Origin of the sequence: Rathayibacter sp. AY1C1, from assembly GCF_002932105.1 — a bacterium.
Taxonomy (GTDB): domain Bacteria; phylum Actinomycetota; class Actinomycetes; order Actinomycetales; family Microbacteriaceae; genus Rathayibacter.
Window position 1 is genome coordinate 1 of sequence record NZ_PSWH01000011.1, and the last position, 21,710, is coordinate 21,710.

The window sequence follows — 21,710 nt, forward strand, 5'->3', positions numbered from 1 at the left end:
CCCTCGAACCGCCCCCGACGCCCCCTCGAAGACCCGGAGCCGATCGTGAATCCTCAGACGACGCCAGACCCGACCCGCCCTCGCCGACGACGCGCACGCCTCTCCCTCACCACCGCTCTGATCGCCGCTCTCGGCATCCTGGTCGCCCCCCTCACGGCGCCCGCCGCCTCCGCGGCCACTCTCGACCCGGGCGCCGGGCAGAGCACGCGGATCCAGGAGACGAACTCCTCGCTGACCTACAGCGGCTCGTGGCGCACGATGACGGGCGGCGACAGCGGCGGCGGGATCAAGTTCCTCAACAGCACCGGCTCCGTCTCGTTCAGCTTCCGCGGCACCGGCTTCAGCTGGGTCAGCCGCACCACCGCCTCCGCCGGCATCGCCACCGTCACGGTCGACGGCGCGAGCACCTCGGTCGACCGGTACACGAAGACCACGGCGTACCAGGTCCCGGTGTTCACGAAGAAGGACCTCGCCGACACCGTCCACACGGTCAAGATCGCCTGGAGCGGCACGGCCAACAGCTCCGCGAGCGACAAGAACCTGGTCATCGACGCGTTCGACATCACCCGCGCGACTCCCGCCACCGAGGAGCCGACCGACGAGACCGGCGGCGGCGAGGACGACGGCCCCGTGCTCGACCCCTCCGGAGCGACCAGCCTCCTCGTGCAGGAGACCGACCCCGCGCTGCAGTACACCGGCTCGTGGAGATCGATGGCCGGCGGCGACAGCGGCGGCGGGATGAAGTACCTGACCTCCGCCGGCTCGGTGAAGTTCACGTTCGTCGGCACGTCGTGGCGCTGGATCAGCCGGAAGACCTCCTCCTCCGGCATCGCCGCGGTCTCGGTCGACGGCGGACCCGTCACCAAGGTCGACCGCTACAGCTCGACCGCGCAGTACCAGGTGCCGGTCTACGAGACGACCGACCTCGCCGAGGGCACGCACACCGTGACCATCTCCTACACGGGGACGAAGAACTCCAAGTCGACCGACAAGAACCTGATCATCGACGCGTTCGTCCTCGCCGAGGACGGCCTCGCGACCGACGCCGTGGAGCTCTCCCCCCTGACCGACGGCTACACCGTCGCCTGGGACGCGCCCTTCAGCTCGCGGGTCGTCTCGTACGACGTGCACCGCTCGAACGAGGACGGCTCCGGCGACACGGTCGTCGGCACCGTCGCCGACCCGGTGCGCCAGTACCGCGACGAGACCGCCGAGGCGGGACGCGCCTACACGTACACCGTCACGGCGACCGACGACGCCGGCCGCGACTCGCGGCTGAAGGAGTCGGCCACCACCTCGGCCGACATCCTCGCCTCCCGCGCCTCGCTGCTCGCGGCCTTCGACTGCCCCGCCGCCACCAAGACGGTGTCGACCTCGGCGCAGCTCGTCACGGCCCTGACCAACCCCTCCTCCGGCGACGTCATCCGCCTGGCCGACGGCGTCTACACCGGCAAGTTCGCCCTCCGCGGCACCGCCGCCCAGCCCGGGTCGATCTGGATCTGCGGCTCGCCCAACGCGGTCCTCACCTCCGGATCCACCTCGAGCGGCACCGCGCTCATCCTGAACACGGTGAGCGACGTGCACCTCGTGGGCTTCTCGGTCCGCAGCTCCTTCCAGGGCATCCAGGTGCTCGCCAGCAAGGGCGTCCAGATGGCCGGCCTGACGGTGAGCGAGATCGGCTACGAGGCGGTCCACTTCCGCAGCCAGACCACCGACTCCCTGATCGTCGGCAGCACCATCCGCCGCACCGGCCTCGTCTCCGCCAAGTACGGCGAGGGCGTCTACGTCGGCACCTCCGACCGCAACTGGTGCGAGTACAACAGCTGCAACCCTGACCGCACGGCCCGCATCGCGGTCGTGGACAACGCGATCAGCGACACCGGCGCCGAGCCGATCGAGGCCAAGGAGGGCACCCTCGACGGCGACATCATCGGGAACACGGTCCTCGGCGGATCGCGGCTCGCCTCGGACGTCGTCTCGCTGATCCTGGTCTCGGGCAACAGCTGGCTGGCCGCGGGCAACTCCGCCGCGGGCACCACCACCTACGGCTACCAGGTGATCACCCGCGCCGACGGCTCGGGCAACGACAACACCATCAGCGGCAACCTCGCGCTGAAGACCAGCAACGCGGTGGTCTACCTCCACCAGCCGTCCAACTGGTCCACCAGCGGCAACACGCTGAGCTGCTCCAACTCCGGGAAGGACCTGATCGGGAACGTGGCCTGCACGCCGTGACCTGACCCGCTCCCCGCGCGCAGAACCGCCGCCGTCGTCCCCTCGACGGCGGCGGTTCTGCGTGTGCCCGCCTCCCGCCGACCAGGCGCGGACGGCCGGGGTCGCGCCCGACTACCGCGGACTCGCGAGGGCGCGGGCGGGCGCTCGTGCGCCCGTGGGCCGCGGGAGGGGGCCGAGAGGACGGGGACGGGATCAGAGCCCGGCTGACGCGCCCGCGCCTCTCCAGCACGCAGAAGTGGGCGGAGTCGCGCGCGAGTACCGCGACTTCTGCGGGCTCGCGGGGTCAGCTGGCTCCCGGAGCCGGTGAGGCATTCGGTCCGGCCACGGCGGGCACTGGAGAGGCCGGAGGTCCGGAGGGGCCGGCCGGGCCCCGGAGAGCCCGCACGGGCCCGCCCCGGAGAGTCCGCGGCCCCAGCACGAGGACGCCGCCTCCTCTCGAGTCCGCGGAAGTCGGCGTGCTCGCGTGCAACTGCCGCGACTCGTGCGGACTCGCGGGGTGAGCGCGCTCGCGGGGGACGGAGAAGGGCCTGGTCCGGCCGCGGTGGGCGCCGGAGAGACTGGGAGGGCGGACGGACCGGCCAGGCCTCGCAGAGCCCGCACGGGCCCGCCCCGGACAAGCGGCGCAGTCCCCGGACGCGGAAGAGCGCACCGCGGCCGGGGCCGGGGTGCGCTCTTCCGCAGCGTGCGAGGACGCGATCAGACGATCGCGGGGGCCTTCTGCAGCTTGTGGCGGGCCAGGACGACCGCGCCGACCACGGGGGTGCCGGCGGTCTCGATCCAGTGCACGTCGGCGGCGGCCTGGGGCGAGTCGACCTTGCCCTCGATCAGGACGAGGACGGCTCCGTCGGCAACGCCGCGGAAGGTCGGCGACTGCTCGGTCGCGCCGAGGGTGCCGGTGACGATCAGGACGATGTCGTAGACCTTCTCGAGCTCCTCGACCAGCGCGCGGAGGGCGTCGGTCGGCATCGGCGTGCCGGCCTGGGCGCCGCCCGCGGGGAGCAGGTCGACGCGGTCGGTCGAGCGCTTGATGATCGCGTCGTCGAGCGAGGCGGCTCCGGCGAGCACCTCGCGCAGGCCCGGGCGTCCGCCCGAGGCGGAAGCGAGAGCCGAGCCCTCGGCGGTGCCGTCCACGATCACGACGGACGAGCCGAGCACGGCCAGCGCCTTGGCGAGCAGCACCGCGCTGGCGGTGTGCGGGGTCTTCTCGGACGCCGGGGCGATCGCGAAGGAGGAGTACGAGCGGGTGCGCGCGATGGCGGAGAGCTCGAACGCCACGGCCGAGTAGCGGGCCGGGATCTCGGTCGAGTTCAGCATCTCGTCGAGCTTGGTGGCCTTGACCGGGACGATGCCCAGCAGCGGCCGGTCGATCGCGGAGCGGACGTCGTCGCCGCTGCGGAGGCGGCGGTCGAGGGCGGTCATCACGATCGCCACTCCCACGCCGACCACGGCGCCGCCGAGGATGCCGAGCGCGAGCAGGACGAGGATGCCACCGGTGACCGGCAGCTCCGGCGGGAGCGCCTGGCTGAGCACCTGGAGCTGGATCTGCGGGACGGCGACGCCGTTCGTGGTGGTCGTCGGGTCGGCCCCCTTCACGGCCGCGTCGAGCTGGGCGGCGACCGCGTTGGCGATGACCGCGGCCTGCTCGGGCGAGGGGTCGGTGGCCGAGATCGTGATGACCACGGACTCCGGCTCGGCGAGGACGGTCACGCGCTTGGCGAAGTCCTCGATGGGCTCGTCGATGCCGAGGCCGTCGATGACGCCCTGCAGGACGGTGTCCGAGGTGCCGAGGGCGACGGAGGTGACCGTGGCCTGGGAGGCGGCGCTGTTGGCCGCGACCCGGTCCGCGGTCGAGAGGACTCCGGACGAGGAGACCGCGACGTACACGCGTGCGTCCGCCTTGTACTGCGGGAGGAGGACGGCGTTGAGTACCAGGGCCGCCACGGCGCCGAGCAGAGCGAAGGCGACGATGTAGACCCACCTCCGGCCGATGCCGGCGAACAGTCCGTTCAAGGTCATGGTGTGTGGTGTCCCTTTCGTCGACTGCACCGGAGTGCAGGGGGTCTGACTGTAGCGTCGTGATGTGTCGTCCGCGTTGCGCGGACCCGGCCGCGAGGTTTCGCGCGGGAGCGGTGGATCAGAGGTGGGCCTGCAGGAAGGCGAGGATCGCCTTCTTGTTGTTCGGGGTGTTGTTCTGGAGCCCGTGGTGGCCGGAGCCGTCCACGCCGACCTCGGACGCCACTCCGGCGTCCTGCAGGGCGACCTGCATCGCGTCGGCCTGCTCGACCGGGACGAGCTCGTCCTCGGAGGTCAGCCAGATCTGCGGGGCGTCCGTGGAGTCGACCGAGGTGATCGGCGACGCGGGGATGCTCTGCGGGCAGGTCGTCGAGTCGATCTCGTCGCAGTCCAGGTAGGAGAGGATCTGCTCCTTCGCCTCGGGCACCGGCGTGCCCAGCGACATCCCGGTCTCGGTCATGTCGGCGACCGCCGAGAAGGCGACGACCGTCTTGACCCGCGAGCCCTCGGTGAGGGAGCCCTCGCCGAGCGTGCCCATGGTCGCTCCGATGATCGCTCCGGCGGAGCTGCCCATCACGCCGATGCGGGCGGGGTCGAGGCCGAAGCGCGTGACCTGCGCGGGCTCGCGCAGCCACTCCACGGCGGCCTGCGCGTCCTCGATCTGGCCGGGGTACCGGCTGTCCTGGAGGAGGCGGTAGTCGACGGAGACCGAGACGAAGCCGCGCTCGGCGTAGTACTCGCAGAGCTCGGTCATCCCGCCCTCGTCGCGGGCGCCGTCGACGAACCCTCCGCCGTGCAGCATCAGCAGCGCGGGGCGGTCGGTGCCGCCCGCGGTGGGGAGGCAGGCGTCGGCCTTCAGCGAGACGCCGTCGACCGAGCGGTACTCGATCGCCTTCTCCGTCGTGAAGCCGTCGGGCGTGCGGACGGGCTCGGGCTGCGAGGAGCAGCCGGCCAGCCCGAGGGCGACGGCCACGACGGCCGCCAGGACTCCGGCTCTGCGTGCTCGTGTCGTCTTCACTCGTGGGACTCCGCTCTCTTCTTCTCGTAACTGGGGGAGGTGCCGGGCTCATCGGCCGGGACCGCGACGGGATCGGAGACGACTCCGGGGCCGCGCGCAGGGACGGGCACGGGCTTGCGCCGCTTGCCGGGGCCGCCGAGGGCGGCCGGGGGGACGTAGATCCACTTGACCTTCGAGAGGTAGCGGGTCACGAAGAGCGAGAGGACGACCGCGAGCACCATCACGACCAGCAGCAGCGGCACCTCGAAGCCGCCGATCTCGGAGCGGTCCTCGGGGAGGATCACCCGCAGGATCGTGATGGCGATCACGATGAAGTAGAGGTGCAGCAGGTAGATGTGCAGGCTGCGCTCGCCGCAGATCGTGAAGAAGTTCAGGAATCGCACTCGGGAGAGGGCCCGCGACACGAGGATGCCCATCGCGACGGCGGCCATCTGGCCGGCGAGGGCGAGGAACGGCACCCAGCGGATCGGGAAGAGGAAGAGCACCGCGCTCAGCACGACGAAGACCGGAGTGACGTAGAGGAACGCGCGGCTCCCCTTCTGCTCGACGACGTCGATGATCCTCTTCGAGTAGAGCGTGCCCACCAGGAAGAAGACGAACAGGGCGCCGATGCGGTTCCAGCCCACGTTGGTCGTGTTGAGGAGACCCGTGGTGAACATCGTCCCCATCACCGCGGCGAGGGCGACCTGCACGCGGTGGTCGACCTTGCGCAGGAGCCACGCGCCGAGCGTGAAGAGCACGAGGCCGTAGATGAACCAGTAGCTGCTGCTGGGCCAGAAGAACAGCAGGAGCAGGTTGAGCGGGTCGGTCGCGGGGAGCTCGCCGAGTCCGCCGTTCGCGAGCGGCACGACCAGGTAGAAGGCCATGCGGATCACGGACCAGACCACGTAGAGCCAGAGCAGCGGGTACAGCCTGCGGCGCCAGAGGTCGCCGAAGCTCCAGGTGCGGATGCGCGAGCCGAAGAGACCGGACACCAGGAAGAAGAGGGGCATCGGGAACAGCTCGAACACGACCTTGATGCGGCCGAGAGTGTTCTCGACCCCGATGTCACCGAGGTACAACGACGTGTGGTAGTACACGACCATCAGGATGGCGGCACCCTTGGCGAAGTCCACCCATTCGCGTCGGGCCCCGCCCGCAGGCTTCAGCAGCTTCATTCTCTCCCCCTTGTGCCCGGTCGTACCGCTCGTGAATTCCATCCGAGGTGAACAAGGCTCAGAGAAGGACGCAGGCTCGGTCGCAGAATGCGACCGAGGATCAAGACTAAGGGTGTATCGTCCGCGCCGCACATTCGACGGAATAGTGACGAGGACTCGATTGCCGGGAAGCGCACTCCGGCCTCTCCGCTCACCATGGAGACGACGGTCACCGGCGTCCGTTCCCGGCGCTCATCGCCGCTCGGTAGAGCGCGGGCGCCGCGGCGGCGAGCCCGAAGAGGACGGAGCGCTTGAGGTCGCGCCGGCGCACGAGCGCGACCAGGTGCCGGAGTCCCGCCTCGTCGTGCGCGGCCCGCCAGAGCCGGTCCGCCTCCTCGGGGCTGTGCGCGCCCGAGGTGGCGTCCTTGAAGCGGGAGAGCAGGGAGAAGCGCGCGCGGTAGTAGGAGTAGTCCTGCGAGTCGAGGATGCGCGGGTCGAGCCCGCGGGCCGTCCGCTCGATCACGGCGGCGAGCCCGGCGAGCGAGTCGGCGCGCTTCGCGCCCGAGCGGATGATCGAGCCGGAGCGGAGGCGGTACTCGTAGACGGAGTCGGGGACGACGACGACCTCGTCGGCCGCGGCGAGCAGCTGCGCGACCTGCGCCTGGTCCGAGTGCTGGCGGATCCGCGTGAACTCGATGCCGTCGAACAGCTCGCGGCGGAACAGCTTGTTCCAGAGGTGCCCGGTCAGCTCCCCGACCAGGAGCGCGGTGAAGGCACCCCGGCCCGAGAGCGCGAGCGGGCCGCGCAGGGAGCCGACGGGCGTGGATCCGGTGGCGTCGACCGCGACCGCCTGGGCGACCACCACGTCGGCGCGGCCCGCCTCCCCCGCCGAGAGCATGGCCTCGACCGCGGTCTCCGGCCACTCGTCGTCGGCGTCGACCAGCCAGACCCACTCGCCGGCGGCCTCGCCGACGGCGCGCTCGCGAGCGGCGGCGACGCCCTGGTTCTCGTCCTGGCGGAGGTAGCGGATCCGCTCGTGCTCCTCGGCGAACGCGCGGCCGATCGCCTCGGTCCCGTCGGTCGAGGCGTCGTCGACCACGAGGATCTCGAGCTCGGCGTGGGTCTGCCGCAGCAGGCGCTCCAGGGCGGAGGCGAGGTGCGCCTCCTCCTGGTGCGCCGGGACCACCACCGAGACGAGGGTCACTTCTGCCCCACGACCCGGCGGAGCACCGTCTCGAGGTCGCGGCCGCTGGACTCCAGCGAGAAGCGGTCGAGCCAGCGGTCGATGCCGGTGATCTCGAGCTCGCTCGCGCGGATCAGCGCGTCGGCGAGGTCGGAGGCGGAGGGGGTGAGCGCGAGCTCGCCGGTCAGGCCGGGGACGATCGCGTCCGCGACTCCGAGCGCCCCGGACACGGCGACCGAGGGGACGCCGGCGGCGGCCGCCTCGACCAGCACGTTGCCGAAGCCCTCGCGCAGCGACGGGAGCAGCACGACGGCGTTCTCGTCGAAGTGGTGGAACCAGTCCTCGACCCAGCCCATGTCCTGGAAGTCCACGCCGCGCGCGGTCGCCTCCGCCTTCATGCTGCCGAGCAGCGGGCCGCCGCCGAAGGAGACGACCTTCGCGGGGATGCCGCGGCGCTCCAGCTCCTCGGCCGCGAGGATCGCGAGCTCGGGGCGCTTCTGGACGACGAGGCGGCAGGGCAGCACGATCTGCAGGCCCGCCGCAGTGCCGGGGGTGCGCGAGACCTGGCGGGAGCGGTCGACCTTGGCGGTCGCCGGGTTCGGCACGACGGTGCAGCGCTCGCCCGAGACGCCGAAGCCGGCGACGAGCTCGCCCGCGACGGGGTGCGAGATCGCGATGACGTGGTCGGCGCGGCGGTAGAGCGTCTTGGCGAGCCCGAGCTGCACCTTCTGGGTCCTCGAGAAGCCCGGGATGCCGAGCGAGACGAGGTTGCGCTCGCTCACGATGGTCTTCGGGCGGTCCGCCTTCGCGGTCATCTCGGCCGAGGCCAGGAGCACGATGTTCGGGTAGCCCTGCAGGGCGACCGCGACGTCGGGGGTGCGGCGGCGGAACAGCTCCTTGAGCATCCGCGCCTTGCCGACGTGGCCCTTGCCCTCGCCGATGCGGTGCAGCACCGCGCCCTCGGGGAGGTACTCGTCCGTGCCCTTCACCGAGGTGGTGACCACGTCGACGTAGTGGCCCTGCTCGAGGAGCCAGCCCATCCAGGTGCGGGCGACGAACTCGGCCCCGCCGCCGTGCAGCGACGTGACGACGAACATGATCCGCATGCGCGGTCCCTTCTCCTGCGCCGCGCTCATCGCACGACCTCCGCGCCGAGGCCGCGGGTGTTGAGCGCCGAGAGGCGGCGCACCTCGGGCATGGCCGCGTCGATGGTGGCGCGCACGCCGCCGTCGCCCGGCTCCGCGAGGATGCGGTCGATCACCGGGAGGACGCGGTCGGCGAAGCCGGGGACCGGCTCGACGCACAGCTGCGGCAGGCCGATGAGGCGCATGATGCCCTCGACCTTGCCCTGGGTGGCGAGGGTGATCGCGGGGACGCCGAGCGAGAGCGACATGATCGCGAGGTGCATCCGCCCGGTGACGGTCAGCAGGGCGTCCTCGGCGAGGCCGCGGATCTCGGCGGGCATGAGCACGCGGTCGACGACGGTGACGCCCTCGGTTCCCACGCGCTCGGCGACCGCGCGGACGGCCACCTTGTCGTCGCCGATGGGGCGGGAGACGTGCGGGAGGAGCACGACGTGAACGCCGGCCGCGCGCAGGCGGTCGACGATGCGCTCGTACTCCGGCACCTGGTCGACCATGCCGGCGACGAGGGCGCTCGCGTTCACGAGCGCGAAGGGGACGCCCTCGGGCAGTCCCAGCCCCTCGCGGAAGCTGCGGTCGCGGGTGCGCGCCGAGAAGACGATGTCCGTGACCTCCTCGACGCGCTGCACGCCGATGCTCCGGGCGCGCTCCGCCGAGAGCGGGTCGCGGAGCATCGGGACGACGCCGGCGCGGGAGGCGGCGATCAGGGAGCGGCGGGCGGCGAGGCGGGCCGCCGCGTTCCAGGAGAAGCCGAGGACGCGCGTGGGCACCCCTGCCTCGGCGGCGGCCTGCGCGAGCAGGGAGCGGCGGACCGAGCCGCGGAGGCTGTACTTGCCGTCCATCATGTCGGCGCCGACGACCGAGACCGAGCGGGCGCGGCGGATCAGCGCGGCGTAGGCGCGGAGATCGGCGGCGTGCGCGTCGCCCACTCCGTAGACCAGGTGCGGGAGCTCGACGACCTCGACCCGGTCGGCCTGCTCCTCGGGGATCACGACGTCGCCGGCGTAGCGCTGGACGACCACGACGGGGCCGCTTGTGTTCTCGAGGAACGCCTCCAGCATGGCCTGGTCGCCGATGTTGCCGCTGCCGGGAGCGGCGATCACGAGGTGAGACTCGGGCTCGGGTCGGAGGGCCGCGAGGGCGGCGCGGAGCACCGCCGCGTCGCGTCGGGCGGGCAGGCGGGTCGTCGTGACGAAGTCCTTCTTCCAGGACTTGACGACGCCGAGCTTGAGTTTCATCGATCTCTTTCGGTGGGAGGAACGGCGGCGGGAGGCCGCTCGGAGTCGGGGATGCCGGCCGTGACGGCTCCGTCGACCAGCGCGCTGTCGCCGGTGGGGCTGATGGCATCGACCGTGGCCGGGGCCGGAGCGGCGGCCGGGCGGCTGCGGCGGAAGTGGCGGCGCAGGTCGGCGAGGCTGAGGATCTGGCGGCGGAACGCGGGGAGGATCAGCATCCAGAGCCCGACCCCGACCAGGACGGCGGCGCCGCCCACGAGGAGGCGGAGGACGGGCTGGTCGGCGGCGATCCAGACGGTGGAGAAGTAGGCGCCCACCGTGATCGATCCGAACGTGATGCCGCTGCGGAGGCCGTTGGTGAACATCTCGCGGACGGGGGCATCGGAGGTGCGGCCGATCCAGATCAGCGCGGTCGGCCAGGTGAGGGCGAGCGAGCCGGCGTACGCGACCGCGACGCCCGTCACTCCCCAGTTGGAGCCGAGCAGGATCAGGACGACCATCAGCGGGCGGGTCGCCAGGCTGTACCAGACGCTCTGGCGCACGAGGCCCTTGGCGAGGAACACCCAGTTGGAGCAGTACGCCGTGGCCTGGAAGAACCCGGCCACGAGCAGGATCTGGAAGATCGGGACCGAGGCGAGCCAGCGCTCCCCCACCAGGATCCGGATGACCGAGTCGGACTGGGAGCCGAGGACGGCGAGCACGAGGCCCATCGCCGTCAGCATCGCCGACTGGCCGAAGAGGATGAACGTGCGGAACCGCTCGCGCTCGTCCTGCAGCTTGGACAGCACGGGCAGTGCCACGCGCTGCACCGGAGAGTTCAACTGCTGCAGCGGCAGCATCATCAGCTGGAACGCGCGGTTGTAGAGGCCGAGGTCGACCGGGCCGAAGCGCGCGCCGATGATGACGGAGTCGACGTTCTTGCTCACGTAGGTCAGCGCCTGGGTCGCGAAGACCCCGCCTCCGTAGCGGAGGAAGTGGCCCATCGCCTCGCCGCGGCGGTAGCGGCCGGGACGCCAGCCCGTGATGAAGACCAGCATCAGCACGCTGATGAGCGGCTGCACGATCTGGCTCCCGGCCAGCGCCCAGTAGCCGGCGCCGCCGAGCGCCATCAGCACGCCGACCACGAGGCCCAGCACCTGGGCGACGATGTCGACCAGGGTGATCTTCACGAAGCGGAGGTGACGGGCGAGGTCGGCGCGGAACTGCGTCGAGATTCCGTTGAGGAGGAACGTCGAGGAGAGCACGACGGTCAGCAGCTGGAGCCGGTCGTCGCCGTAGAGGGCGGCGATCGGCCAGGAGGCCGCGATGACCACCAGGGTGAGGGTGAGGCCGATGCCCGAGTTCATCCAGAACAGGTTGCTCTTCTGGCCCGGCGTGATCTCCTTCGCCTGGATGGCGGCGGAGGAGAGGCCGAAGTCGCGGAAGATCTCGCCGATGCCGATGATCGCCGTGACCATCGCGAGCAGGCCGTAGTCGGCCGGCGAGAGCAGGCGCGCGAGGATGACGATGCCGCCCAGCTGGACGGCGATGCGGATCGCCTGCCCGCCGATGGTGACGGCGGCGCCGCGGCTCGCCGAGCGGCTGAGGCTCGGTGACGGGTTCTGCGTGGTCCCGGTCATCGGGTCGAGCCCTTCTTGGTGGCGATCGCGCCCTCGTAGGCCTTCTTGAGCTGGAGTCCGAGCACGTCCCAGTCCCGACCGGAGAGGGCGGGGAGCCCCTCCGGCGGCCGGGTGCGCGTGCGCTCGAGAGCGGCGGTGATCAGCTCGGGGGTGAGCTCGCCGTCGTACTCGATCACCCAGTCGCTGCCGACCTCCTCGGCCAGGGCCGTGTTGGTGGGCGTGCGAGGCACCAGGATCGGCCGGCCGAGCGACAGGGCGACCAGGATCGAGCCGGAGTTGTGCATCTCGCGGTAGGGAAGGACGATCAGCTCGGCCCGGCCGATCTCGTCGACCATCTCGGCGTCGTCGACCCGGCGGAGCGTGGTGCGCACCCGGGTGTCGCGGGCGGCCCGCTCCTCGACCAGCTCGCGCTGGCCCGTGCTGGGGCTGCCGACCACGTGCAGGGAGAGGGAGTCGTCCTCCACGCCGCGGAACACGTCCATCAGCTCGACGACGCCCTTGTACGGGCGGATGATGCCGAAGTAGAGGACGCGGCCGTGCTCGCGCTCGGGCAGCGGGTGCTGCGCGAACTGGTCGCGGTAGTGGCCGTGCAGCACGGTGACGGCGGGCGCCCGGCCGGGAGCGACGGTCGTCGGGTTCAGGCGGACGAACAGGTCGGTCGCGCGGTCGACCCGGGCCAGCGAGCGGCGCTCGGCGGCGGGACCGAGCTCGTGCGGGTGCAGGTTGTGCACCGTCCGCACGAGCGGGATGCGCTGGAGCGCGAGGCGCACCAGCAGCACGTCGAGGGCGCGGCGGCGGAGGAAGCGGTGCAGCGGGCTGCGGCCGCGGATCATCAGCTCGGGCCAGTGCACGTGCAGCACGTCGTAGTCGGCGAGCAGGGCGCTGCGCCAGGAGAAGAACAGCAGCTCGACGCCGGGCGCCAGGCCGTCGACGATCGAGTCGACGTACTGCGTGGTCGAGTCCGGCGGCGCGAGCGACTGCTGGACGACGAGCGCGGCCGGCGACGAGTCGTTCCTGCGGGCGAGGCGGCTCATCGCTCGCCCCGCATCCCGACGGCCATCGGCGCGTCGAAGATCCTCGCCCCGAGGGGCTGGCGCATCCGGATGCCCTTCGAGAAGTCGGGGACGTGCACCGGGTTGAGGCAGATGATGACGAGGAATCCCAGGAGCAGGTGGCTGGGGCGGACCGCGTCGATGGCGTTGTAGCCGGCGAGGCAGACCATGAAGCCGAGCAGGCCCGCCGCAGGACCGACGTCGCGACGGCTGAGTGTGGCGCCGAACATCGCGGCCACCATGATCACGAAGAGCAGCAGGCCGGGGATGCCGACGCTGATCAGCAGCTGCAGGAACGAGTTCTCGATGACGACGTCCGAGAACCGCCTGCCGCTGATGCCGGACGTCGCCGCTCCGGAGCCGAGCCAGTGCGTGAGCTCGGCCGCCTTCAGCGACACGGTCACCGCGAGGTCGCGGGCGCCGGCCGAGATGGAGGCGTCGAGGTTGTTGTTGCGGGCGGTGACGGGCTCGAAGTTCAGGACTCCGACACCCGCGACGAGCCCGGCGATCAGGATCGAGCCGGGCCGGAGCAGCGAGCGGTTCGGGTTGAGGAAGCCCACGGCGACGAGCGCGACGACGACCGCGACGGCGATGGCCGCCATCGGTCCGCGCGAGACGGTCGCGACGACGCCGCCCGAGGCCAGGATGCCCAGCAGCAGGTCCGACTTGCGGGAGCCCTGGAGCCAGGAGCCGAACGCGAGACCGGCGCCCACCGTGAGGAAGGTGCCGGCGAGCAGCGGGTGGCCGAAGGTGATCTCGGCGCGGTAGAGCGACCAGTGCTGGTCCTGCTCGTAGCCGAGGGCGCCGTAGACGGCACCGAGGATCGGGGAGCTCTGCGCGACCAGCTCGAGGGCGGCGTAGAGGGCGAGCAGCCCCGAGAGGATCACCCACGTCTTGCGCAGCAGCACGGCCTCGCGCTGGGCGTCGAAGACGAGCATCGGCACGCCCACGCAGATCGCGAAGCTGAACATCCACGAGACGCCCTCGGTCGCGTAGGAGCTGCGCACCGTCGCCAGGGCCGACCAGAGCATGAGGGCGATGAACGCGAGGATCACCACGGCCCGCCACGGGGAGAGCACGAGCTCGCGGGTCCACGCCTTGACGGGGGCGCGCCACAGCTCGGGAGCGAGCCCGCGCCGGATCGCCCAGATCACGAGGATGACGGCCCAGAGCGTCATGCGGAACGTCAGGGTCGAGGGGGTCAGCGGCGTCGGGACGAGCGCGAAGAACGCGAGCGCCATCGCCGGCAGCCAGTGCGCGGGGACCCGCAGCAGCACGTAGGCGCCGACGATGCCGCCGACTCCGGCGGCGATCACCAGGAGGCCGGTGCCCGGCTCCCGGGTCGAGAAGATGTACCCCATCCCGAGGACGATCACCAGGGCGACCGAGAAGAGCGCGCCGACGAGGAGTCGTCGCGGGAGGATGTCGATCACGTCAGGGAGTCCTTCTGGCGTCGGAGCGGAGTGGTGGAGGAGGGGGCGGGCGGTGCGGCGCTCACGGGAGTGGTCCCGTCGGCCTCGATGAGGATCGCGATGCCCTCGCGAGCCGCCTCTCGGCGGCTGGGACGCCTGCGATGCCGTGCCCTCCTCCTCCACTGCTCGACCCTGGCGCCGACCCCCGGGGAGGAGGGGTCGCGTCGGTCCTGCCGCGGATCAGGCGGGGCCCTCCTGAAGCCAGCGGCGGAAGGTCGCGACCGAGTCCTTGTTGGTGAACTCCGGTACGACGTGACCATTATCGAATTCGGCGCCGCTGTGGTACGCGATCGTCGCCTCCCTGGCGACGGGGAGCGCCAGGCGACGCAGGCGTCCGCCGTGGAGCTCGGCGGGAGCGAGCTTGTCGGCCGTGCCGGCGCTGACGCGCAGACGCATGCCCTTCCACGCGTCCTGCGGCAGCCGGGCGGGGTTGGTCGCGCGCATCAGCGCCCGGTCTCCCCCGTACACGGCGAGAACGCGGTTCGACGGACTGGTATCGCGCGCCGCGAGGTCCTCGACGTCGAAGACGCTGCTGGCGTGGTACGCCCCGTAGATGTTCGGCACCATCTTCTTCGCGTAGGCCCAGCACATCATCGCTCCGCCGCCGGAGTTCGAGCGGAGGAAGCTCGCGCGGACGTCCCAGAGGTTCTGCACCCAGGCTGTGGCGGCCGTCTGCACGGCGAGCGCCGTGGGGTTGGTGTAGTTGCTCGGACCGCCGAAGTCCGGACAGATGCTGACGAAGCCCAGGTCGACGAGTGGATCGGCCGAGTACCTGTAGGCGAAGTAGAGCGACGTGTAGTCGCTGCCGCTGGCGTGGTAGAACCAGGCGACCGGCACCGAGGAGCCTGATTTCGGCTTCGCCGAGTGCGGGACGAAGAGGCGGGTGGAGTCGCCGCCGATCTTCACATCGATGATCTCGTAAGGCTTCCTGCCGTTCTTCGAGAACGCGGTGTCGAGGCGCGAGACCTCGCCCGGAAGCTTCGGGATCACGCTGTAGTTCGGCGCGGCGAGCGCCGGGGTCGCTACGAGAGCGGAGGCGGTCGCGGCGGCTCCGACAGCGGAGGCGGCGAGCAGGAGGCGGCGCGAGAGGCCGCGCGGGGTGTCAGTCATATCGAGAATCCTTCGGAGCTTTCGCCATCAGTGTCGAGTCGGCCGACCATTCCGAATTCGACGCACATGAAGTGACGTCCGGCCCCCCAACCCATTCGAGAGTGTACGGGCCGCGGATGACGCGTGGATGTCGTTCTCATCACGTCTGGTCGCTCGGGCGGGGATCAGCGGGAGGAGGGGAAGAGACGGCGGGAGAGGCCCGAGGACTTCTCGGCCGTCTCGTGCACCACGAAGGGCACGGCGGAATCGGCGGAGACGACCCGCCTCGCCGCGGCGAGTTCGAGCGTCTCGCGGGAGAGGCCCTCGATGTCGACGGTGACCGCGAGGCCGGAGTCGGCCAGGCGGGTGGCGATCTGCACCTGGTGGTCGTCGACGTGCTCGCCGAACGAGGCGCGGCGCGGGACCAGGATCGGCACCCGGCCCTGCTCGATGGCGCTGAGCGCGGTGCCCACTCCCCCGTGCGCGATGACGACGTCGGCCGCCTTCATCGCGGCGTTGAGCTCGTCGTGCGGCACGGAGTGGCGGCCGTCGATCCCGAGCCCGGAGACGTCGTTCGCTCCGGTCTGCCAGAGCACCTCCACGCCCTCGAGCAGCGGCGCGAGCGCGGCGAAGAAGCGGGGGAACGGGTAGCCGTCCTGCGTGCCGACCGAGACCACGGCGCGGCGGATCGGCTGCGGGACGACGTCCTCGACGCGGTAGGTGTCGAAGATCGAGCCGCCGAAGCTCCAGCGGTCGTCGGCCCAGGAGCGGTACTGGGTGTAGGTCGAGACGGCGGGGACCCGGGCGAGGATCCGACCGGTCATCGACGGGCCGAGCACGCGGGCGGCGCTCTCGATGTAGTGCGCGGGGATGCCGCGCGAGGCCGCGAGCGGCAGGAAGGAGAGGGCGGGGCTGGCGCCGGTGCTGAAGACGGCGTCGAAGGACCCGCGGGCCAGCAGGGAGCGGCCGATCATCGCGTTGCGGAGCACCGGCACCACGGCGCGGGGCGGCGGATCGGCGAGGTGGGTCACGCGCCGGTCGGCGAGGAGGGTGCGGCTGAGGGCGCTGTCGACGGTCGCCCAGTGCTGCTCCTCCGGGTCGACTCCGAGGAGCCCCGAGAGCGCGAACATCTCCTTGAGATGCCCGCCGCCGGAGCAGACGAAGAGATACGAAGCCATACGCGCCTTCACTGGTGATGATCGAGATAACAGGCGTGTGGATGATCGATCGTCCGCCGAGAACGACCCCCCGGTCCCTGGTGCAGAAGTCGCCCGATCATAGCAGGGAGGGTCTCCGAGGGGCACTTCTCTGAGAGAACTGTTCACCTCGCCGGAAAGCGATAGGGGCTCATTCGACAGGCGATATCCGCTCACTTCTCCGGAGGGTGGAAAGCGATATCCGCTCGACTCGGGGATGACCGGGAACGTCGCTCGGCACCCCGATAGCGGACCGGCCGATTCCCGTCGATCACCTGCACCGCACGGGCCGCGCGCGTAGCGTCGGACCACCGGCGCAGAGGCCGGTCGACCCAGGAGGAGCGCCATGAGCGACAACGAGCAGAACAGCCCCGTGATGGACGGAGCCGAGGACGCCAGCAACGACGAGAAGCTCGGCGGCCTGATCGACCAGGTCGAGCACGACCACGGAGCCGAGGGCGCCGGCGCGATGGCCGACGCGCTCCGCGACCGCGCCGACGAGACCGACACCGAGATCACCGAGGAGTCGGACGCGTCCGGCCCGGTCGAGGACAGCGGCACCGCCCAGGTCTGAGCGACGGGGCCCGGAGGACGACTCCGGGCCCCGATCCCTGATCGCTGGGGAGAGCGGTGGGCCCTCCGGATCGCTCGTCAGAGCGGCCCGGCGAGCGCCGCCCGATGTGCACCGGAGCGGCCCGATGAGCGCCGCCCCACCCCCAAAGCCCTGTTTGACGGTGCGGGAGCCGCCGGTCACCATGGCCGCATGTCCTCTCTCGACGAGCTGCGCGCGACCGCGCACCCGATCCGCCTCCGCCTGCTGTCCCTGGTGACGGGAGCGGCGATGAGCGCCGCGGAGGCCGCCCGCGAGCTGCAGCTGTCGCAGGCGACGGCGAGCTACCACTTCCGCGTGCTGGAGCGCGCCGGGCTCGTGGCCATCGTCGAGACCGTGCGCCTGCGGGGCGGCGAGGCGAAGAGGTACCGGCACGAGGCCTCCGGAAGGCCCTTCGACGTGACCGCGTCAGTGGACGCCGGGCCGGAGGAGGAGCGGGACCTGCACCTCGAGGCCCTGATCGAGGAGCTCCGGCGGCGCTCGTCGAGCCGGGCGGACGGTCCTCAGCTCTCGACGGACGCGGAGCTCTGGGTCGACCCCGAGGTCTGGCGGCGGGTGGTGCGGCACGTCGGGGAGGCGTCCGCGCTGCTGCACGCGGCGGCCCGGCCGCCGAGGACGCCCGGTACCGCGCCGGTGTCGATGACGACCGCGATGTTCCCGCTCCGCCGGCCGTGACCCGCGACGGGCGCGGGCCGCTGGCGCACGGTCCTCTCGCGCACGGCCCCTTCCGCTGGCTCCTCGCCGCCCGCACGACCGGGGTCCTCGGCAACGCCGTCGCTCCGATCGCCCTGGCCTTCGCCGTGCTGGACCTGACGGGCTCGCCGACGGACCTCGGACTCGTCGTCGCCGCGCGCTCCCTCGCCAACGTCGCCGTCCTGCTGCTCGGCGGCGTCCTCGCCGACCGGCTCCCCCGCTCCGTGATCCTCGTCGGCACCTCGCTCGCGGCAGCAGCCACTCAGGCCGCGGTCGCCGTGACGGTGATCACGGGGACGGCGACCGTCGCGGCCCTGGTCGTGCTCAGCGTGCTCAACGGCGCCGTCGCGGCGATGAGCCTGCCCGCCGCGGCCGCCCTCGTCCCCGAGACGGTGCCGGTCGGCGAGCTCCGCCCGGCCAACGCCCTGCTCCGCCTGGGCCTGAACGCCGGGAGCATCGTCGGCGCCTCGGGCGGGGCCGCGCTCGTCGCACTGGTGGGTCCCGGGTGGGGGCTGGCGGTCGACGCCGCGGGCTTCGCCCTGGCCGCGGTCCTCTACTCCCGTGTGCGGCTGCCGCGGACGGTCCGCTCGGGCCCGGGCGCCTCCGTCCTCGCCGACCTCCGCGAGGGGTGGCGGGAGTTCACGAGCCGGCGCTGGGTGTGGATCGTCGTGGCGCAGTTCACCGCCGTCAACGCCGCGTTCGTCGGCGCGACCACGGTCCTCGGCCCGGTCGTCGCCGACCGGTCCTTCGGCCGAGCGGCATGGGGACTCGTGATCGCCGCGCAGACCGTCGGCCTGGTGATCGGGGCCGTGATCGCGCTGCGTTGGCGGCCCCGCCGTGCGCTGGGGGCGGGCGTCGCCCTCATGGCGGTGACGGCCGTCCCGGTCGCCGCCCTCGGGATCCTCCCGGCGCTCCCCGCCCTCCTCCTCGCCTTCGCCCTCGGCGGAGTCGCGCTCGAGATCTTCGCCATCGCCTGGGACCAGACGCTGCAGACCCACGTCCCCCGCGAGGCGCTCGCCCGGGTCTACTCCTACGACATGGTCGGCTCCTTCCTCGCCGTGCCGCTCGGGGAGGCGCTCGTGGGCCCGCTCGCCGACCTCGTCGGGCTCGACCGCACCCTGCTCGGCTGCGCCGCGGTCGTCCTCGTCGCCTCGCTCCTCGCGGCCTCCAGCAGGAGCGTCCGCGGGGTGGGCACGGACCGTCCGCGGCCGCAGACGCTCTAGCGCGTCACGGGAGGCGCGGGTGCGCAGGAAGGGGCGCACCACCCGGAGCCCGGGGGAAGGCAGCTCCAGGACGCCGTCCCAGGTGGCGGGGACGTCGGGGAAGCCGTGCACGAGCACGAGCGGAGTGCCGTCCTCCGGTCCCTCGTCGAGGTAGTGGACGTCGGTGAAGCGCGTGGACAGGACGCGCGCACCCGTCCCCTCCTGCTCCGGCCCGTCCGAACGGGAGTGCCGCGGCCCGCTCACGGGCGGTAGAGGGAGTCGACGGGGACCTCGCGGCTCGAGCCGTCCCGGGTGGTGATCGTGACCGTGCCGGCGGGCCCGGCGGCGAGACCGTCGGACGAGGGCCACCAGGCGGTCCAGGAGCCGCCCTCGAGGGTCGCGACGACCGGCTCGACGCCGGCCTCGTTCAGCACCACCGATTCCACGTCCGCGCCCGCGAAGCCGACCGCGTAGATCAGAGCGGCGTCCCCCTCTCCGAAGGTGCCGGCCGAGCTGAGCTGGACGGCGTCCGCGGCGAGGGGGCCGGCCGGTGCGGCGTCCGCCACCTCCCACATCCCCGCGCCGTTCCCGGCGCTGAGGCAGTAGTAGAGGGAGTCGTCGAAGCGGTAGATCATCGAGGCGGCGTCGCCGCGCGCGTCGAGGTGCGAGACCTCCGCCGGCCCGGCCTCGCCGTTGGGGCTCTGCAGGTTCGTCGCACACCACTGCGTCGCCGACTGCCCGAGCTCGGAGCTCGGCAGGAGGCGCTCGGGGATCGCGGTCCAGGAGGCGAGCACCGCGCGGTTCAGCCCGACGGAGCCGGTGCCGGGGATGAGACCCGGGACCACGACGATCACCGCGGCTGCGGCTGCGGCGGCCAGGAGCACGGTCGCCGCGCCGGCGACGGCCCAGTCGCGGGGGCGGAAGAAACGGGGAGCGGCCGCGTCCTCGCTGACCAGGATCTCGCCGAGGAGCGCGTCCCGACGTGCGGCCTCGGCAGCGGAGAGAGGGGTGCGGGGCTCGGCGTCGTGCGCGCGGAGCAGGTCGAGGAGCTGGTCGGTCATGAGAGGGTCCGTTCTGCCGTGCCGGAGAGGAGCGTGGAGTCGAGGGGGGCGAGCAGCGCCGCCAGCCGCCGCTTCGCGCGGGTGAGCCGCATCGCGTAGGCGGCCCGGGAGCAGCCGAGCACCTGCGCCGCCTCGGCCTGCGGGAGGTCCTCCCACACGTGGAGGGCCAGAGCCTCCTGCTCGGCGAGGGGCAGCCGCTTCCACGCGCTCTCCAGGTCGAGGCGGTCGCCGACCGACGGGTCGGCCTGCTCCTCCGGGGCGAGGGTCCCGATCCGCACGGCCAGCGCCTGCCGGCGGTTCTCGCCGCGGGCGGCGTTGAGGATCGCGTGCCGGGCGGTGCCGAACAGCCAGGGCCGCACGTTCTCCGGCAGGTCCTGCCGGCGACGCCAGGCGGCGAGGAAGGTCTCGCCGACGATGTCGTCGACCGTCGCGGCGGGAGCGCGGCGGCGGACGAAGCGGAGCAGGTCGTCGAAGTGGGCGCGGTACAGCTCGGAGAAGTCGTCTCGGGAGCGGATGCTCATGGTTCCCCTTTCGCGGAGTCACAGGTACATGTCCGGCTGCGGCGGCGATGCAACATCCGTGTCGGCGGGAGTCCCGCTGGGGCGGTGGCCGCGGCGTCCTGCGCGGCGCTCCGTGTCCGGGCAGGATCCACCGCGCGGGGGAGGTCCTGCGAGCGGCAGGCGGCGATCCGCATCGACCGCACGCCGGAGAGGAGGGGCCCTCGGCGGGTGGCGGGCTGTCGGAGGGAGCAGCGGACGCGCGGTCATCCCCGAGGCGCACCGGACGCGACTCCCGGACGACGCACCGGACTCCTCCGGCCCGGGACTCTGGCAGAACGCCGCCGAGCCTCTGCTCCCGGCGCCCGTCCCACCCAAGGAGACCTTCGTGAACCGCGCCCTCGCTTCCGCCGCCGCCTCAGCCCTCGTCGTCGTCGACGTCGTCCAGCGCGCCGCTGACGCCCGATGACCGGCTCCGGGAAGCCGGCCGGCGATCAGGCTCCGCTCCGCCTCGCGCTCGTGCACGTCGACTTCTGGTCGGCCGTGAAGCTCTCGTTCCTGCTCGGCCTCGCGCTCGCGATACTCGGCCTCGTCGCCGTCCTGGTCGCCCATCCGCTGCTCGTGCACTCGGACCTCTTCACCCAGGCCGACACGCTCCTCGGGCAGGTCGTCGGCGATCAGATCGACCTCGACGCGATCCTCTCGCTGCCGAACGTGCTGGGCTTCGCGCTCGTCGGAGCCGTGCTGAACACCGTCGTCGCCACCGCCCTGGGCGGGGTGGGGGCGCTGCTCTTCGGATCCGCCGCCGCCCTCGCGGGCGGGCTCCCGGTCGGCCTCGCTCGGCAGTGAGGGGCTCCGCTCCGACTAGGCCGCGAGCCCTCCCTCGGGAACCGGGGACGGACGGTCGTCACCGAGGAGCGGCGCCTGCTCGGGCTCAGCGGCGACGACCATGTCGCGCCCGGACGCGGGGGTGAGGAGCTCGCGCAGCCAGAGGCGGTTCACGGCGTGCAGACGGGGATGATCGAAGCGGTACTCCAGCACCGCGTTCGGCTGCACGAGGATCGCGTGCGAGCGCGGCTCCGACTCCTGCAGCGTCCTCCAGGTCGAGCGGAACGGCTGTCCCTGCTCCATCCGCGCGCGCACCGCGATCCGCACGTGCGCGAGCGTCCGGTCCTCGAACTCGATCCGGCGCCGCCAGGCGCCGAAGATCAGCACTCCCACAGGGGCTCTCCTCATCGTGTCGGTCGAGCAGCCCGC

The 21,710-nt window shown here is 72.2% G+C and carries 19 protein-coding genes; 5 read left to right on the forward strand and 14 right to left on the reverse strand.

The features are described 5' to 3' along the window. Positions 1-45: 45 nt before the first annotated feature. A complete protein-coding gene (locus C5C71_RS07140; protein WP_104226624.1) occupies positions 46-2,235 on the forward strand; it encodes a hypothetical protein in 2,190 nt (729 codons plus the stop codon). Positions 2,236-2,931: 696 nt separating this feature from the next. Here C5C71_RS07140 and C5C71_RS07145 read toward each other — a convergent pair. From C5C71_RS07145 to C5C71_RS07195, 11 genes are all read right to left on the reverse strand, one after another. Then, entirely contained in the window at positions 2,932-4,251 is a 1,320-nt protein-coding gene (locus C5C71_RS07145) for a Wzz/FepE/Etk N-terminal domain-containing protein (RefSeq protein WP_104255871.1), read from the reverse strand. Between the two features lie 118 nt (positions 4,252-4,369). Further along, a complete protein-coding gene (locus C5C71_RS07150; RefSeq protein WP_104247646.1) occupies positions 4,370-5,266 on the reverse strand; it encodes an alpha/beta hydrolase in 897 nt (298 codons plus the stop codon). After that, on the reverse strand, positions 5,263-6,423 hold the full coding sequence (locus C5C71_RS07155; protein WP_181065664.1) for an acyltransferase family protein: 1,161 nt from the start codon (positions 6,421-6,423) through the stop codon (positions 5,263-5,265). Before C5C71_RS07155 ends, C5C71_RS07150 begins: the two co-directional genes overlap by 4 nt. A 208-nt stretch (positions 6,424-6,631) precedes the next feature. Then, a complete protein-coding gene (locus tag C5C71_RS07160) occupies positions 6,632-7,606 on the reverse strand; it encodes a glycosyltransferase family 2 protein (RefSeq protein WP_104269488.1) in 975 nt (324 codons plus the stop codon). After that, positions 7,603-8,721: a glycosyltransferase gene (locus tag C5C71_RS07165; RefSeq protein WP_104263235.1), complete on the reverse strand. Its 1,119-nt coding sequence runs from the start codon at positions 8,719-8,721 to the stop codon at positions 7,603-7,605. The genes C5C71_RS07160 and C5C71_RS07165 overlap by 4 nt, the downstream gene beginning before the upstream one ends. Then, positions 8,718-9,965, reverse strand: coding sequence for a polysaccharide pyruvyl transferase family protein (locus tag C5C71_RS07170; protein ID WP_104337412.1), 1,248 nt, complete (start codon positions 9,963-9,965; stop codon positions 8,718-8,720). The genes C5C71_RS07165 and C5C71_RS07170 overlap by 4 nt, the downstream gene beginning before the upstream one ends. Continuing rightward, a complete protein-coding gene (locus C5C71_RS07175) occupies positions 9,962-11,581 on the reverse strand; it encodes a lipopolysaccharide biosynthesis protein (RefSeq protein WP_104337413.1) in 1,620 nt (539 codons plus the stop codon). The genes C5C71_RS07170 and C5C71_RS07175 overlap by 4 nt, the downstream gene beginning before the upstream one ends. Beyond that, a complete protein-coding gene (locus C5C71_RS07180) occupies positions 11,578-12,615 on the reverse strand; it encodes a glycosyltransferase (protein WP_104226616.1) in 1,038 nt (345 codons plus the stop codon). The genes C5C71_RS07175 and C5C71_RS07180 overlap by 4 nt, the downstream gene beginning before the upstream one ends. Further along, complete coding sequence (locus C5C71_RS07185) at positions 12,612-14,066, reverse strand: O-antigen ligase (RefSeq protein ID WP_104260672.1); 1,455 nt, start codon at positions 14,064-14,066, stop codon at positions 12,612-12,614. The genes C5C71_RS07180 and C5C71_RS07185 overlap by 4 nt, the downstream gene beginning before the upstream one ends. Before the next feature lie 219 nt (positions 14,067-14,285). Then, entirely contained in the window at positions 14,286-15,215 is a 930-nt protein-coding gene (locus C5C71_RS07190; RefSeq protein WP_104260671.1) for a S9 family peptidase, read from the reverse strand. A gap of 164 nt (positions 15,216-15,379) precedes the next feature. Continuing rightward, positions 15,380-16,372 (reverse strand): glycosyltransferase, encoded by a 993-nt coding sequence (locus C5C71_RS07195; protein ID WP_104260670.1) that lies wholly within the window; start codon positions 16,370-16,372, stop codon positions 15,380-15,382. 364 nt (positions 16,373-16,736) lie between these two features. Here C5C71_RS07195 and C5C71_RS07200 point away from each other — a divergent pair, with 364 nt between their 5' ends. From C5C71_RS07200 to C5C71_RS07210, 3 genes are all read left to right on the forward strand, one after another. Continuing rightward, positions 16,737-16,964 (forward strand): hypothetical protein, encoded by a 228-nt coding sequence (locus C5C71_RS07200; RefSeq protein ID WP_104222474.1) that lies wholly within the window; start codon positions 16,737-16,739, stop codon positions 16,962-16,964. Between the two features lie 189 nt (positions 16,965-17,153). Further along, the gene (locus C5C71_RS07205) at positions 17,154-17,675 is read left to right on the forward strand and encodes a helix-turn-helix domain-containing protein (RefSeq protein ID WP_104337415.1); all 522 of its coding nucleotides are present in this window, start codon (positions 17,154-17,156) and stop codon (positions 17,673-17,675) included. Then, positions 17,672-18,916, forward strand: a complete 1,245-nt coding sequence (locus C5C71_RS07210) for an MFS transporter (protein ID WP_258067007.1) — start codon at positions 17,672-17,674, stop codon at positions 18,914-18,916. Before C5C71_RS07205 ends, C5C71_RS07210 begins: the two co-directional genes overlap by 4 nt. A gap of 239 nt (positions 18,917-19,155) precedes the next feature. Here C5C71_RS07210 and C5C71_RS07215 read toward each other — a convergent pair whose 3' ends face one another. Continuing rightward, positions 19,156-19,956: a hypothetical protein gene (locus C5C71_RS07215; protein WP_104269485.1), complete on the reverse strand. Its 801-nt coding sequence runs from the start codon at positions 19,954-19,956 to the stop codon at positions 19,156-19,158. Then, a complete protein-coding gene (locus C5C71_RS07220; protein ID WP_104263229.1) occupies positions 19,953-20,477 on the reverse strand; it encodes an RNA polymerase sigma factor in 525 nt (174 codons plus the stop codon). Before C5C71_RS07220 ends, C5C71_RS07215 begins: the two co-directional genes overlap by 4 nt. A gap of 441 nt (positions 20,478-20,918) precedes the next feature. Between C5C71_RS07220 and C5C71_RS07225 the strand changes: the two genes are divergently transcribed. Next, complete coding sequence (locus C5C71_RS07225) at positions 20,919-21,302, forward strand: DUF3566 domain-containing protein (protein ID WP_104269484.1); 384 nt, start codon at positions 20,919-20,921, stop codon at positions 21,300-21,302. A gap of 15 nt (positions 21,303-21,317) precedes the next feature. Here C5C71_RS07225 and C5C71_RS07230 read toward each other — a convergent pair whose 3' ends face one another. Then, positions 21,318-21,674 (reverse strand): hypothetical protein, encoded by a 357-nt coding sequence (locus C5C71_RS07230; RefSeq protein WP_104337416.1) that lies wholly within the window; start codon positions 21,672-21,674, stop codon positions 21,318-21,320. Positions 21,675-21,710: the final 36 nt, after the last annotated feature.